The sequence below is a fragment of the Bradyrhizobium sp. BWC-3-1 genome (assembly GCF_032917965.1).
Lineage (GTDB): Bacteria > Pseudomonadota > Alphaproteobacteria > Rhizobiales > Xanthobacteraceae > Bradyrhizobium > Bradyrhizobium canariense_D.
Genome location: NZ_CP136625.1, coordinates 3,093,684 through 3,108,604, shown reverse-complemented (window position 1 = coordinate 3,108,604; position 14,921 = coordinate 3,093,684). Strand labels below are relative to the sequence as shown.

Here is a 14,921-nt window from a genome sequence, read left to right as displayed (position 1 = left end):
CGCGTCCGGGGCTTTTTTGCGGATTCAAGTTCGTCGCTCGTACGCCCCCGCGGCGTTGATGTCCTTTCCCGTGTAATCGGTCATCATCGCGGTCGCCACCAGCGTCACGACCGCGCAAATCGCTATGTAGATCGCGATCGCGGTCGCCGAGTGGAACGTGCCGTACAGCCAGGTAGCGATCAGCGGTGCGGGGCCGCCGGCGATCACGGATGCGAGCTGATAGCCTAGCGAGGAGCCGCTGTAGCGCAGGCGTCCGGTGAAGCTCTCGGCGATCAAGGCGGCTTGCGGTCCATACTGCATGTCGTGCGGAATCAGCGACAGGATGATCGCGAGGAAGATGATGGTCAGCGACCCCGTATTGAGCATGGCGAAATAGACGAAGCCGAAGATGCCCGTCACGGCAGCGCCGAGCATATACATGTTCTTGCGGCCGATCTGATCGGAGATATGTCCGCACAGCGGGATCGACACGAACGACAGCACCGAGGCCGAGAGCACCGCGGTCAGCAGGAAATCGCGCGATACGTGCAGGGTGCCGATGCCATAGGAGAACACGAAGGCCGTGAAGATGTAGAACGGCGCCTGCTCCGACATGCGCGCAAAGGCAGACAGTAGAATCTCCTTCGGGTATTCCCGGATCACCGTGAGCATCGGCGTGCGATCGACCTGGCGTTCGGCCACGAGCTTGGAGAACACCGGGGTTTCGAGAATGCCGAGCCTGATATAGAGGCCCACGCCGACCAGGATGATGCTGAGCGCGAAGGGAATACGCCAGCCCCATGCCAGGAACTGATCACCCGCCATCTGGCTGAACACCAGCACGGCAAGATTGGCGAGGAAAAGCCCGCAGGGCACACCGAACTGCGGCCATGATGCGATCAATCCACGGGATCGGTCGTTGCGCGCCCATTCCATCGACATCAGTACCGAGCCGCCCCACTCACCACCGACTCCGACGCCCTGAATGAACCGCAGCACGGTCAGGATCACGGCGCCCCAGATACCGATGCTGGCATAGGTCGGCACCACGGCCACCGCAGCGGTCGCCAGTCCCATCAAGAGCAAGGTCGCGATCAGCGTGGATTTACGTCCGATGCGGTCGCCATAATGGCCAAAGATTGCCGCGCCGACGGGCCGCGCGGCGAATCCGACCGCGTAGATCGCAAACGCCTCCAGCGTGCCGACCCAGGGATCGGAGTGAGGGAAGAAGAGCTTTGCGAAAACCAGACCCGTGACTGTGCTGTAAAGAAAGAAGTCATACCACTCGATCGCAGTCCCGATTGTGGAGGCGATCACGGCGCGGCGAAGCTGGCGCTGATGCTCGGGGGCGGTAAGTCGGGTGGCGTCGAGATCAAGGGTTGCCATGGGAGCGCATCCTCAGATAGGCCCCCGCTTGCGTGGTTTCACCTGTTATTGTTGCTGAAAAAACGACATTGGGTTCCAAGGGTTCCAACCGAGCTGGAAGGAGAGGGTAAAACTTTAGTCGGCCCGCAAGCCCGGCGGCACTACCAAGCCTTCACCGGCCGATTGGCGTGGCTTGTCTGCGGCACACCCCGATTGAGCGACATGTGGGAATGCACACATAGCCAAGCATCGCCATATCCTGAAAACACCATCGTGGCCCGGCCGGGGCGTGGAAACGCGCTGCCATCAGGATGATAGCCCGTGCTCGTCCACGGCACGACCACGGTCGCTATCGTGCCATCGGACGATGCCAGGACCGAGGCCTGGTTGATGACGAAACGGAAGTCGGACGTCTTCGGCCACACGTTGTCCCATTGCGTGGTGATCCATTGGTCGAGGCCGGGAATGACGTCATTGTGCGTGCCGAAGGCCAGCACTTCCGGATGGAAAAGCGGCCGCGCCGAAGCATAGTCGACCTCGCGGACATAGCCTGCGAAGGTTTCCAGCCACGCGCGGAAGAACTGCGTGATCTCGCTATTCGCGGTCGGCAAGGAGGCCATCGTCTGCTCCATGTTCGGCAACTCAATCGCGGCAGTCTTTGTTGCCATGAGGCGAACCGTCCAGCAAGATATGTGGAGAGCACCGGTGGAGATCGATCGACCAGCCGGGCCGATTTCATGGAGCCAGACTCATGAGACGCCTTCTCTTGCTTGCAGCCACGCTTATCGTCTCGTGCAACGTTGCCAGCGCGCAGTCCGTTCAGCCCTATGCCGGTCTTGAGCATCGCCCCATCAAGGCGCTGTCGCCGCAGCAGATCGACGATCTGCGAGTCGGACGTGGCATGGGCCTGGCACTTGCCGCCGAGCTCAATGGATATCCCGGTCCGAGCCATGTTCTCGAGCTCGGTGATCGGCTTGATTTGACTGCGGATCAGCGCATCCGGGTTCAGCGCCTCTTCGATGCCATGAAGCAAGAGGCGGTCCCGCTAGGTAACAAGCTGGTCGAGCAGGAAACGGAGTTGGACCGCCTCTTCTCCGCCCGCGTCGTGACATCGGAGTCACTCAAGGCGGCCCTCGTGGCCATTTCGGAAACCCAGGCACTGCTCCGCGAAAGCCACCTCAAATACCATCTATCGACAACTGCCTTGCTCGATCAGAGCCAAATGCAGCGATACGCGGAGCTGCGCGGTTACCAACGCCCTGATGGCTCCGAAGAACACAAGCACCGTCACTAAAGGCGATCACCGCAATGCCGACAGCACGATGATACCGAGGATCAGCGCCGTCAGCGAATATTTGAGCGTGTAGTAGACGTTGCGATTCCATTCCTTGATCTTGCGGCTCGCAAGATGGATCTCGTAGAGCTTGCCGAACACCTTGTTGAGCAGGCCGACGCTCTCGCCGTCGACGTTCTGGGTTGCAGAGGCCTTGACGATGTGGTGGCTGACCCAACGGTTGATCGCGGTCATGAAGCCGTATTTCATCGGACGCTCGACGTCGCAGAACAGGATGATGCGGTTGACGTCGGTGGCATTCTCCGCACTGTGGATGAAGGTCTCGTCGAACATAAAGGCCTCGCCGTCGCGCCAGACGCATTCGACGCCGTCGACCAGGATGCGGCACTTGTTCGAGTTCGGCGTGACAAGACCGAGGTGGTAGCGCAGCGAACCGGCGAAGGGATCGCGGTGGGCGCCGAGCTTGCCGCCCGGCGGCAGCATCGCAAACATCGCACCATGCACGCTCGGAATGGAGTTGAGCAGCTCCACCGTCTTCGGGCACAGCGTGCGCGCCGAAGGCAGGAAGTCATCGTACCATTTCAGGTAAAAGCGTTTCCAGCCGCTCTTGAAGAACGAATAGAAGCCCCAATCGTTGTTCTTCGCCGCTGCGCGAATGAAGCCTTCGTCGAACAGGCGAACGGCCTCGTCGCGAATGGTCTCCCAATTTTCGCTGAGGGCTTTCAGCTCCGGAAACTGCTCCACCGGGATCACCGGCTTGTTCGGCACCGCCGAGGCCGCGTACATCAACACATTGTAGGGCGCGAGATAGGTGGAGTGGTCCCCGAGCTGGCGCGCTAAGCGCAGCCGCTGCTTGCCGCGGAAATGAACGTAGATCGTCGATGCAGCCAGCACATAGAGAATGACGAGTTGCGGCGCAAAAAGCTGTTTTAACATCTCCCCCGTTCCCCGGTGATGCAACCGGGGACGTGATCTATCCCGACGCGGCCCAAGCGGCAAGATATTCGCCGGTGGGTTGCAATCACGCTCCAGAGATCAGGGTTGGGAACTTGAGGCCGAACCGAGCCGAATCAGGCCCGTGACAGCGCCTGGAGGCCCTTGAAGGTCAGGCGCTTGGGGTCGGTGACGCCGGCAAGATACAGGCGGCGGATGAACGCGATGACGGCGTCGCGGTCGCAATCGGTCAACGCGACGACGGCGTCGACCGCGATTCTCTGGGCTTCCATTGGGCTCACCTCGGCCTTGCAAGTAACCCCGGCCGAGACAGGCTAGGACTCCGCGGTTAATCCGGCGTTAACCGTTCGGGCAACATGGCCGATTCACCCGACCCGCCGTATACGCAAAACAACGCATTGCCCGTGCCCGCAGCGGCTCACCGGGCAGTGATGCCGTTCTTGAGCCGAGCAAACTGTGTCTTCAGCCGCGGCACCGCAAAGTCCGTGAAGGTCCGCGCCTTCGGTACCGAGAGCCGGCCCTGCGGACAGATCAAATGCGCGGGCATCTCGGGATCCTCGTGGCCGGCCAGGACGATCTCGAGTTCGCCGCGCGCAACCTGCTCACCTACCTGGTACGAATACATTCGCGCCACACCGCGGCCGGCGACGGCCGAGGCCACCGCCGCATAGGTGCTGTTGACGACGAGCCGCGGCGTGAACTGCACCGTGCGGGCGGCCGACGACCCGGCCTGCGGTGCAAAGGTCCAGGAATTGGGAAGGTGCGCCATCGCGACGATCTGGTGCTTGGCGAGGTCGCCGGGCTCGGTGATGCGCGGGTGCTGCTTCAGATAGCGCGGTGATGCTACCACGACGCGGCTGATCTCGCCGACCCGCATCGCGACCATTGCCGAATCCGCGAGATGACCGATGCGAAGCGCGACGTCGACCCCCTCCTCGATCAGATTGACGGCGCGATCGAACAGCAGGAGTTTTGCCGAGACGGTCGGATAGGCATCGAGAAACGCATCGAGGATCGGCCGCAGCACCATCTCACCCGACACCACGGGCGCAGTGATCGTGAGCAAGCCGCGGGGCGCCGTGCGCGGCCCGGCCTCGATGTCGTCGGCCTCCTCCAACTCGGTGAGCACGCGGCGACAGACCGCGACATAGCGCTCGCCCTCCTCGCTCAGCTTGATGGAGCGTGTGGTCCTGTGCAGCAGCTCGGCACCGACCCGCTGCTCCAGGAAAGCAATGGCGCGGCTCACCGCCGCCGGCGAACGGCCAAGCTTGCGGCCGGCGGCCGCGAGGCTGCCCTCGTCCACCGCAAGGACAAACACCTTCATCGCATCCAGACGATCCATAGGTTTCCCGCCAGCCCATCGAGCTCCGACTGCAAGCTAGGCGTTCGCTCCCGCTGCGACAACCACCGCCGGGAGCCGGTCCGGCATTCGTTCGCGCTGCGAAAGAGTGTCTGCCGGACAACGCGTATTCGCAGCCGGCCCGCTGCGGCGTACCTCATCGACTAAGTCAGCCGCTGCTGGCGCAGGTTCTGAAAGCCAACAACAGGAGCCCATCATGGGTATCGAACAGAAGGTTGCCATCATCACCGGTGCTTCGCAGGGCATCGGTGCCGCCCTGGTCCAGGGTTTTCGCGATCGCAACTATCGTGTCGTCGCGACGGCGCGCTCCATCAAGCCGTCGGGCGATGACGATGTTCTCGCCGTTCCCGGCGACATTTCCGAGAGGGCCACGGCCGAGCGCGTGGTCTCGCACGCCATCTCCCGCTACGGCCGCGTCGACACGCTGGTCAACAACGCGGGCATCTTCGTCGCAAAGCCGTTCACGCAGTACACGGCGGAGGACTATGCGGCGGTGATGGGCACCAACGTCGCGGGCTTCTTTCACGTCACGCAGCTCGCCATCGCCGAGATGGAGAAGCAGGGGTCCGGCCACGTCATCCAGATCACAACCACTTTGGTCGACCAGGCCAATTCGAACGTGCCCTCGGCGCTGGCCTCGCTGAGCAAGGGCGGCCTGAACGCCGCGACCAAGTCGCTCGCGATCGAATATGCCAAGCGCGGTATCCGCGTGAACGCGGTGTCACCCGGCATCATCAAGTCGCCGATGCACCCCGTCGCGACGCACGCCCAGCTCGATGCGCTGCATCCTGTCGGCCATATGGGCGAGATGTCCGACATCGTCGATGCCGTACTTTATCTCGAGAGTGCCTCCTTCGTCACCGGCGAGATCCTGCATGTCGACGGCGGCCAGAGCGCCGGCCACTGAACGCAGCCGCGCCTTCGCGTGCATGAGGACGACATGGCAGACGCAGATGCCAAGCAGCAAGTCCGCACCCGACCGCATCAGCGGTCGGGTTCGATATCAGAGACTTCTTCACGGTAAGCCTGGCGATATAGGTCGCGATCAGGAATACCGCATCACGCCGTCGTCGATCCGGCCGAACCGCAAGGAGACGATGTCGAGCGCGTAGTTCTGGTAGAGCCGCCACGGCTGCTTCGAGCCTTGCTTCGGCATCTTCGCGACCGAGCGCTGCACATAACCCGAGGTGAAATCTAGCGACGGCTGCGCCGTGATCGTGGGATCGTCATTATGTGGCATGCACTGCCGGAAATTGCGCCGGTCCATGTAGTTGATGAGCCGACAGACATATTCGCAGGTGAGGTCGCATTTCAGCGTCCATGATGCGTTGGTGTAGCCGAACGCAGAAGCCATGTTGGGCACGTCGGCATACATCATGCCCTTGTAGGTCAGCGTGTTGGCGAAATCCGCGGCGCGGCCGTCGACACTGATGTCAAGACCGCCGACGACCTGGAGCACCAGTCCCGTCGCGGTCACGATGATGTCCGCCGCAAGCTCGCTGCCGTCCTTCAGGCGGATACCATCGTGCGTGAACGTGTCGATCTCTTTGGTGACTACGGAGGCGCGCTGCTCGCGGATCGCCTTGAACAGGTCGCCATCCGGCACGAGGCAGAGCCGCTGGTCCCACGGATTGTAGCGCGGCGTGAAATGGGTCGCGACGTCGTAGTCGGGGCCGAGCGCCATCTGCACGCCCTTGAGAATCAGCTCCTTCACCTTCGCAGGGCGCCGCCGGCTGAGCTGGAAGAAGAACATCCCCCACATCACGTTGCGCCAGCGGATCAGGTGATAGGCAAGCCGCGTCGGCAGATTGCGCCGCAATTTGTTGGCGACGGGATCCTGTGCAGGGCGCGACACCACATAGGTCGGCGAGCGCTGCAGCATGGTGACCTGCGCGGCCGTCTTGGCGAGCTCCGGCACCAGCGTCACCGCGGTCGCGCCCGAGCCAATCACGGCGACGCGCTTGCCCGCGCAGTCGATGTCGTCGGTCCATTTCTGCGGATGCACGATGCGGCCGGCGAAATCCGCGAACCCCGGAAACTCCGGCGTGTAGCCCGCCTCGTATTTGTAATAGCCCGAGCACATGAACAGGAAATTGCAGGTGAAGCGCACGGTTTGTGCCACGCCCTCGCCGGTGATGCGCTCGGCCTCGACGGTCCAGCGCGCCTCACTCGTCGACCACGCCGCACGCTTGACCCGATGGTGAAAGCGAATGTGCTTCTCGATGCCGTTCTCGGCTGCGGTTTCGCGAACGTAGCTAAGAATTTGCGCGCCGTCGGCGATCGCCTTCGGATCGGTCCAGGGCTTGAAGGAATAGCCGAGCGTGAACATGTCGCTGTCGGAGCGGACGCCGGGATAGCGAAACAGGTCCCAGGTGCCGCCGATACAGTCGCGTCCCTCAAGGATGACGTAGCTCTTGGTCGGACATTTGGTCTGAAGATGATAGCCCGCGCCGATCCCGGACAGGCCGGCACCGACGATCAGCACGTCGAAATGGTCTTGAGCCATTGTTTCCTCCGCTGCCAAGGATTGTCTGACCGGGATCATTGCTCGTCAACGGCAATCGGCCTGACACAACCTCGGGGAGACGCGTGCGTCACGCTCAAGACAACAAAGCCCCGGATCGCTCCGGGGCTTTGCATCGAAAATAGATACGATCAGCGGATCAGTAGCGGTAATGGTCCGACTTGTAAGGACCTTCCTGCTTGACACCGATGTAATCGGCCTGGTCCTTGCGCAGTTCGGTGAGCTTGACGCCGATCTTGGCGAGGTGCAGGCGCGCGACTTTTTCGTCGAGGGACTTCGGCAGCACGTAGACTTCCTTCTTGTACTTGCCGTCCTTGTTGTTGGCGAAAAGCTCGATCTGCGCCAGCGTCTGGTTGGTGAAGGAGGCCGACATCACGAAGGACGGATGGCCCATCGCGTTGCCGAGGTTCACGAGGCGGCCTTCCGACAGCATGATGATGCGGTGTTTGTCGGGGAACTCGATCTCGTCGACCTGCGGCTTGATGTTGGTCCATTTCAGGTTACGCAGACCCGCGATCTGGATCTCGTTGTCGAAGTGACCGATGTTGCAGACGATGGCGCGATCCTTCATCGCGCGCATGTGCTCGATCGTGATGATGTCCTTGTTGCCGGTCGCGGTGACGAAGATGTCGGCGCGGGGCGCGGCGTCTTCCATGGTCACGACTTCATAGCCTTCCATCGCCGCCTGCAGCGCGCAGATCGGATCGACTTCGGAGACCATGACGCGGCAGCCGGCCTGGCGCAGCGAGGCGGCCGAACCCTTGCCGACGTCGCCGAAGCCCGCGACCATCGCAACCTTGCCGGACATCATCACGTCGGTGCCGCGGCGAATGCCGTCGACCAGCGATTCACGGCAGCCATAGAGGTTGTCGAACTTCGACTTGGTGACGCTGTCGTTGACGTTGATGGCGGGCCATAGCAACGTGCCGGCCTTCTGCATGTCGTAGAGACGATGCACGCCCGTGGTGGTTTCTTCGGAAACGCCCTTGATGCTCTTGGCGATCTCGGCGAAGTAGCCCTTCGGCTTCTCCTTGAGCTGCTTCTTCAGAAGCGCGAAGAAGACTTCCTCTTCTTCCGAACCCGGCTTGTCCAGGAACTTGGTGTCGCCGTTCTCGGCGCGCAGGCCGAGATGGACGTACATGGTGGCGTCGCCGCCGTCGTCGAGGATCATGTTCGGGTGACCGCCGCCGTGCCAGTCGAACAGCTTGGCGGTGTAGTCCCAGTACTCGGTAAGGCTCTCACCCTTGACGGCGAACACCGGAATGCCGGCGGCTGCGATCGCCGCCGCGGCGTGGTCCTGCGTCGAATAGATGTTGCAGGAGACCCAGCGGATGTCGGCGCCGAGCGCGGCCAGCGTCTCGATCAGCACGCCGGTCTGGATCGTCATGTGCAGCGAGCCCGCGATACGCGCGCCCTTCAGCGGCTGCTTCGGGCCGTACTCCTCGCGGGTGGCCATCAGGCCGGGCATCTCGGTCTCGGCGAGCGAGAGCTCCTTGCGGCCGAAATCGGCCAGCGAAATGTCCTTGACGATGTAATCGGTGAAGCCGGGCTTCGCGTTCATTGCGGGCGTCCTGTTGTTGAATTGGTCATCCCGGGTCACCCTGGAGGGGCGAGCCCGGAATTTCGAGGCGACGGATTAGGAATTCCGGGTTCGCCGCTATCGCGGCGCCCCGAAAGGTCGTCGGTGATCAGACCGCGCGCTTGAGCGCTTCGACGAGATCGGTCTTCTCCCAGGAGAAGCCGCCCTCGTTGTCGGGAGTACGGCCGAAATGGCCATAGGCGGAGGTGCGCGCGTAGATCGGGCGGTTGAGATCGAGATGGCTGCGGATGCCACGAGGGGTGAGATCCATCGCCTTGGCCGCGGCCTTCTCGAGCTGATCCTCCGACACCTTACCGGTGCCGTGGGTGTCGATGTAGATCGACAGCGGACGCGCCACGCCGATGGCGTAGGCGAGCTGCAGCGTGCAGCGGTCGGCAAGACCGGCCGCGACGATGTTCTTGGCGACATAGCGGGCAGCGTAAGCCGCGGAGCGGTCGACCTTGGTCGGATCCTTGCCGGAGAACGCGCCGCCACCGTGCGGAGCCGCGCCACCATAGGTGTCGACGATGATCTTGCGGCCGGTCAGGCCGGAATCGCCGTCGGGACCGCCGATGTAGAACTTGCCGGTCGGGTTGATGTGCCAGATGGTCTTCGCCGTGATCCAGTCCTTCGGCAGCGCCTCGCGCACATAGGGCTCGACGATGTCGCGAATTTGCTTGGACGAGATGTCCTCGATCAGATGCTGGTGCGACACCACGATCTCGCGCACGCCGACCGGCTTGCCGTTCTCGTACTGCACGGTGACCTGGCTCTTGGAGTCCGGGCCCAGCACCTTCTCGCGGCCGGAGTGGCGCGCTTCCGAGATGAGGCGCAGGATCTTGTGGGCGTAAAAGATCGGCGCCGGCATCAGATCCGGCGTCTCGTTAGTGGCGTAGCCGAACATAATGCCCTGGTCGCCCGCGCCCTCTTCCTTGACTTCGCCCGGCTGCAGCGCATCGACGCCCTGCGCGATGTCGGCCGACTGCGGATGCAGCAGGATCTCGATGTCCGCCTTCTCCCAGTGGAAACCTTCCTGCTCGTAGCCGATGTCCTTGATCGCGGCGCGCACGACGCCTTCGATCTGCTCATTGGTGACGGATGCAGGACCGCGGGTCTCACCGGCGATCACGACCTTGTTGGTGGTCGCGAGCGTTTCGCAGGCGGCACGGATTTGCCAGGGATCGATGCCTGCTTTCGGTCCTTCGCGGTAGAACAGATCGACGATCTCGTCGGAGATCCGGTCGCACACCTTGTCCGGATGGCCTTCGGACACGGATTCGCTGGTGAAGAGATAGGACGCGCGCATCAGTAACCCCTTGTTCCGCCGCTAGCTGGCGGGCGTTGCGATATTTAGCTTTGAATGATGTCAATCACGCCGGCGCGAGATGACGTAGGATTCGTCGAGAAACCAGAGCCCATTGTACTTTCGCAGCACGTCCCTGGCGGCGTCCAGAGTGCGGCCGTTTTGAGTCATTTCCGTCAACCGGTCGTCCTCAATCTGAGCGACATACACCGCCGCATTCCAGGCTGCAAAGGCTGTCGAGGTTCCGATAGTGCCCGTCACCTCGTTGGGCAGCGCTTCCATATCATACCTGAAGATCGAGCGGGTATCGGCGTAAGCATTAAAATTTAAGTCGCGGCCCACCGAGCCGAGCTCGTACTTCACCGCGCGCAATAGCTCATGACGGCTCACCGAGAAAGGATTTTCTCCGGGCCAGATCGCCTGGATCATCTCCATGCCTGGATCCTGGCCATGGGAGTGAATACCGATCAGGCGGCCACCCGCCCGCAAGGCCCGGGCCAGGGGCGCAATGATCCGTTTTGCCCTGAAATTGACCGAGGACAGCGCCCGGTATGGCTGGGATGCGATAACGAGGTCGAAATTGGCCTCGGCCTGGCCCGGTCGGGGAATGGTCGAATCGAGCAGAAAACGCTGATCTTCACGGTAGAGCACCAGCACGACAGGCCGCTCATAGAGCGGCATCCCCGTGCGCGGGCTGACCGCCGCCCGCCAGTTCTGCTCCAAAAACGGCTTCAACTCCGCGATTTGCGTCTCGAACTCGCCCGAGGAAGCCCCCCGCAGGGGAACTTCATGCCAGACGGTCGCGGCGGCTGCCGCGGGTGATGCCGGCGTGAGCCAGGGCGCCTCCGCGTAGAGCATGTTGGTAAAAACGAACACCGAGGCCGGATGCTCGAAAATGCGATCCGGCACCTTGTCCAGCGTCAGGCGGAGGTCCTCAAGACTGAGCTCCTTGCCGGCGACATAGAACGGCATGTGCGGAAAGCGCTGGTGCATCGCGCGCAGCACGCGCGCCAGTACCGTGCCGTCGCCAACGCCGGCATCGAACACGCGCAGCGCCGGGGGCCGGGGATGGATGCTGGCAAGCTCCAGCGCCACGCGCTCGGCGACCACCCGCTTCTCACTGCAAGTGTGGACGAACAGCAGGTATTTCTGCCGATTCTCAAAAAAGCGGAAATTGCCGCGCGGATCGCGCTTTTCCGGGGGCACCTGAAGCCCCCGCGGCGGCGGCACGCCGCCGGCCATCGATGCGGCCATGTAGGCCTGGATCCGGTCCAGGGTATCGATCGTGATGCGTTTGCCCTCGCGCAAGCGGTGCACGAGCTTCCCATCGTTCACCGCGCGCCGGCCGAACGTCGACTCCGCCATGTCCGCCTTACGGCAGAACTCGGTGATTTGGCTCAGGATTTCGTCATTCTTCATGGAGTGGGACGCAGTGGGCAGAGGGATTGGGTAATGCCTCCTAGCAAAATCTGCCCACCGAGGGAATAGGGGTAGAGCCGCCCCGTTTGCCGTGTGTAGAACAGGCAGCCGTGAACCACCTTCCCTGCCGGGCCCAAACAGACGCCGCTCCTCTACGGGAACCACCTCCAATGCGTCGCCTGCTCATCACGCTCTGCCTGCTCGCCGCAACCCTGTGGTCGGCGCCAGCTTTTGCGCAGGCGCGCAACCAGTTTGGGCCGCTCTGCACCACCGACACGACGCCCGCAGACCAGATGATGCCTGCAGCAAGATCGTCGCGCTGAAGGTGTTCAAAGGCGAGCAGCTCGCGACGGTCTACTTCTGGCGCGCAGTGGGCTGGAATAAGAAGGGCGATTACGCCAAGGTCATCATTGACGCCACGGAAGCGATCCGGCTCCAGCCGAGCCAGGTGGTCTACAACCTGCGCGGCTCGGCGTATTACGACAAAGGCGACTACGAGATCGCGATCGCTGATTTCGACGATGCGCTGAAGCTTGGCCCGCCTGTTGGCATCATCTTCCACAATCGCGGCAATGCCTGGCGCGGCAAAGGCGATTACGCCAACGCGATCGCCGACTACGATATGTCGATCAAGGCCAATCCAAAATCGGCGTTCTCATTCCAAAACCGCGGCATCTCCAAGGAGGCGCTCGGCGACCTCGACGGCGCGCTGACCGACATCAACCAGGGCTCGACCCGACGCTGCCGCAGCCGCTGATCAACCGGACCGCGATCTGGCGTGTCAGAGGCGATTCCGGACGCGCGATTGCCGACGGCAGCGAAGCGATTCGGCTCGCGAAAGAGAAGCCGCCGGTCAACATCATGACGCCGCCGAACAGCGTGCTGATCTCGGGCTACACCCATCGCGCGCTGGCCTATCAGGCGAAAGGCGATTACGCGCACGCGAGCGACGACTACAAGGCAACGCTGGCGATCGCGGCGTCCGATGCCGGCAGCAAGGCCAATCAAGCCACCGCAAGGTGCGGCTGTCGCTGATCACCGACGCAAGCGCACCGATCCCGCGCGATTCGCCGTCACCGACGACCGAGCCGGAAGGCACCGGCTCCCCAGCAGACCGGTGCCGCGCCGCCCCCCTCGCCTGCTCCGGCCGCGCGCGGCACGCGCATGGCGCTGATCATCGGCAACGGCGCCTATGCGCATGTCAAGGCGCTGCCCAATCCGCCCAATGACGCGCGCGCTGTCGCGAAGAGCCTGCGCAACACCGGCTTCATCGTGTCGGAAGGCGTCGATCTCGACCGTGCGGCGATGCAAGAAATGACGCGTGACTTCTTGCGGGAGGCGGCGCGGGCGCAGGTCGTATTGGTCTACTATGCGGGCCACGGCGTGCAGGTCGACCGTCGCAACTATCTGATTCCCGTCGACGTCGAACTCAAGGCGGGCGCGAGGATGACGGACGCGATGATCGACATGGACACGATCATGGCCGGCCTGGACGACCAGGTCCGCACCAACATTTTGATCTTCGATGCCTGCCGCAATAATCCGATGGCACAGCAGGTCGCATCAGCCGGCACCAACCGCGCCATCGAAGCTGCCTCGGGCCTCGCAGCGCCAACGAGTCTCGGAGCCGGCGCGACGCTCGGCGCCGGCACGCTGATCGCCTTCGCCACTGCGCCGGGCCACGTCGCGCTCGACGGGAAGGCGCCAACTCGCCGTTCTCCGCCGCGCTCTCGCGCCATCTCGGCACGCCCGGCCCGGAAGTGCAGCAGATCCTGACGCGGGTGCGGGCCGAGGTGGTCTCGACCACGAAGAACAAGCAGGTACCGTGGTCGAACTCGTCGCTGCTGGGCGAGGTTTATCTGGCGGAGAAGTGAGGTGCGTGTGCCTCACCCTCAGCTGTCATCGCCCGGTTTGACCGGGCGACCCAGTACGCCGAGAAGTCAGCGATTCTCCGAGAAGCAGCGGCGTACTGGATTCCTCGCCTTCGCGGGGAATGACAGTGAACGAGTGGAGCCTTATTGGCCCCACACTTCCTTCGCGATCTCCACGGCGAGGCTGAGCTTGGCCCACTGCTCCTCCTCCGAGAGGATGTTGCCTTCCTCGGTTGAGGCAAAGCCGCATTGCGGGGAGAGCGCGAGCTGCTCCAGCGGGGCGAACTTGGCGGCTTCCTCGAGACGGCGCTTGATCGCGTCCTTGTTCTCGAGCTCACCGAACTTCGAGGTGATGACGCCGACCACGACGACCTTGTTGCCCTTGGGCAGGAAGCGCAGCGGCTCGAAGCCACCGGCACGGTCGCTGTCGTATTCGAGGAAATAGCCGTCGTAATTGGTGCCGGCGAGCATGGTCTCGGCAACCGGCTCGTAACCGCCTGACGAAATCCAGGTCGAACGGAAATTGCCGCGGCAGACATGCGTCGTCACCACCATGTCGGCAGGCTTCTCAGCCAGCGCGTAGTTGATGACGCGCGCATAGATCTGCTGGAGACCCTCGGGATTGTCGCCCCGCTCGCGCGCCTTCTGCAACTCGTCCGGCGAGCAGAGATAGGCCCACACCGTGTCGTCGAACTGGAGATAGCGGCAGCCGGCGTCGTAGAACGCCTTCACCGCCTTGCGGTAGGTCTTGCCCAGGTCTTCGTAGAAAGCATCGAGATCCGGATAGACGTCTTTGGAGATCGCCTTGCGGCCGCCGCGGAAGTGCAGCACCGCCGGCGACGGGATCGTCATCTTGGCGGTGACGTGGGCCTGGTCGGCGACCTTCTTCAGGAAGCGGAAGTGATCCAGCATCGGATGGTCATCGGGAAAATCGAGCTTGCCGATCACGCGCACCGCGTCGTGCCGGGTCTCGACGCCCGCAAACTGGATGCCGGTGTCGGGGTGAAACATTTCACAGCCGGTGAGCTTGGCCAGGAAGTCGAAATGCCACCAGGAGCGGCGGAATTCGCCGTCGGTTGCGAGCTTCAGGCCAAGCGAAGCCTGCTTATGCACGACCTTCTCGATCTCCAAGTCCTCGATCTTGCGCAGATCGTCGGCCGAGATCTCGCCCTTCTCCAGCCTGGCGCGGGCTTCCTTGATCTTGGCGGGACGCAGGAGGCTGCCGACCTCGTCGGCGCGGAAGGGGGCTTTGGTTCGCTGCATTTCTTACTCC

12 protein-coding genes and 1 pseudogene are annotated in these 14,921 nt (G+C 62.9%); 3 read left to right on the top strand and 10 right to left on the bottom strand.

The features are described 5' to 3' along the window. Nucleotides 1-24 precede the first annotated feature (24 nt). A complete protein-coding gene (locus RX329_RS14870) occupies nucleotides 25-1,365 on the bottom strand; it encodes an MFS transporter (RefSeq protein WP_247378041.1) in 1,341 nt (446 codons plus the stop codon). Between the two features lie 140 nt (nucleotides 1,366-1,505). Further along, nucleotides 1,506-1,964, bottom strand: coding sequence for a YybH family protein (locus RX329_RS14865; RefSeq protein ID WP_317246415.1), 459 nt, complete (start codon nucleotides 1,962-1,964; stop codon nucleotides 1,506-1,508). A gap of 131 nt (nucleotides 1,965-2,095) precedes the next feature. Between RX329_RS14865 and RX329_RS14860 the strand changes: the two genes are divergently transcribed. Next, nucleotides 2,096-2,638 carry a periplasmic heavy metal sensor gene (locus tag RX329_RS14860; protein WP_317246072.1) on the top strand — a complete coding sequence of 181 codons (543 nt, stop codon included), beginning with the start codon at nucleotides 2,096-2,098 and terminating at the stop codon, nucleotides 2,636-2,638. 6 nt (nucleotides 2,639-2,644) lie between these two features. Here RX329_RS14860 and RX329_RS14855 read toward each other — a convergent pair whose 3' ends face one another. The 3 genes from RX329_RS14855 to RX329_RS14845 form a co-directional block, all read right to left on the bottom strand. After that, entirely contained in the window at nucleotides 2,645-3,574 is a 930-nt protein-coding gene (locus RX329_RS14855; protein WP_317246071.1) for an aspartyl/asparaginyl beta-hydroxylase domain-containing protein, read from the bottom strand. 134 nt (nucleotides 3,575-3,708) lie between these two features. Further along, nucleotides 3,709-3,864, bottom strand: coding sequence for a hypothetical protein (locus RX329_RS14850; protein WP_007612486.1), 156 nt, complete (start codon nucleotides 3,862-3,864; stop codon nucleotides 3,709-3,711). Nucleotides 3,865-4,010: 146 nt separating this feature from the next. Continuing rightward, complete coding sequence (locus tag RX329_RS14845; RefSeq protein WP_317246070.1) at nucleotides 4,011-4,934, bottom strand: LysR family transcriptional regulator; 924 nt, start codon at nucleotides 4,932-4,934, stop codon at nucleotides 4,011-4,013. Nucleotides 4,935-5,148: 214 nt separating this feature from the next. Here RX329_RS14845 and RX329_RS14840 point away from each other — a divergent pair, with 214 nt between their 5' ends. Further along, nucleotides 5,149-5,859: an SDR family NAD(P)-dependent oxidoreductase gene (locus tag RX329_RS14840; RefSeq protein WP_247412101.1), complete on the top strand. Its 711-nt coding sequence runs from the start codon at nucleotides 5,149-5,151 to the stop codon at nucleotides 5,857-5,859. 138 nt (nucleotides 5,860-5,997) lie between these two features. Here RX329_RS14840 and RX329_RS14835 read toward each other — a convergent pair whose 3' ends face one another. The 4 genes from RX329_RS14835 to RX329_RS14820 all read right to left on the bottom strand — a co-directional run bounded on the left by RX329_RS14835 (nucleotide 5,998) and on the right by RX329_RS14820 (nucleotide 11,777). Continuing rightward, entirely contained in the window at nucleotides 5,998-7,458 is a 1,461-nt protein-coding gene (locus RX329_RS14835; RefSeq protein WP_317246069.1) for an NAD(P)/FAD-dependent oxidoreductase, read from the bottom strand. 157 nt (nucleotides 7,459-7,615) lie between these two features. Then, entirely contained in the window at nucleotides 7,616-9,037 is a 1,422-nt protein-coding gene (gene ahcY / locus RX329_RS14830) for an adenosylhomocysteinase (RefSeq protein ID WP_007601979.1), read from the bottom strand. Nucleotides 9,038-9,164: 127 nt separating this feature from the next. Continuing rightward, complete coding sequence (gene metK, locus RX329_RS14825) at nucleotides 9,165-10,361, bottom strand: methionine adenosyltransferase (protein WP_018457295.1); 1,197 nt, start codon at nucleotides 10,359-10,361, stop codon at nucleotides 9,165-9,167. A gap of 60 nt (nucleotides 10,362-10,421) precedes the next feature. Beyond that, the gene (locus RX329_RS14820) at nucleotides 10,422-11,777 is read right to left on the bottom strand and encodes a hypothetical protein (RefSeq protein ID WP_317246068.1); all 1,356 of its coding nucleotides are present in this window, start codon (nucleotides 11,775-11,777) and stop codon (nucleotides 10,422-10,424) included. Between the two features lie 170 nt (nucleotides 11,778-11,947). Between RX329_RS14820 and RX329_RS14815 the strand changes: the two are divergent. Further along, a pseudogene (locus RX329_RS14815) lies at nucleotides 11,948-13,651 on the top strand (caspase family protein). 141 nt (nucleotides 13,652-13,792) lie between these two features. On the opposite strand, the gene RX329_RS14810 reads toward RX329_RS14815, so the two are convergent. Then, a complete protein-coding gene (locus RX329_RS14810) occupies nucleotides 13,793-14,911 on the bottom strand; it encodes a cobalamin-independent methionine synthase II family protein (protein WP_204511800.1) in 1,119 nt (372 codons plus the stop codon). Nucleotides 14,912-14,921: the final 10 nt, after the last annotated feature.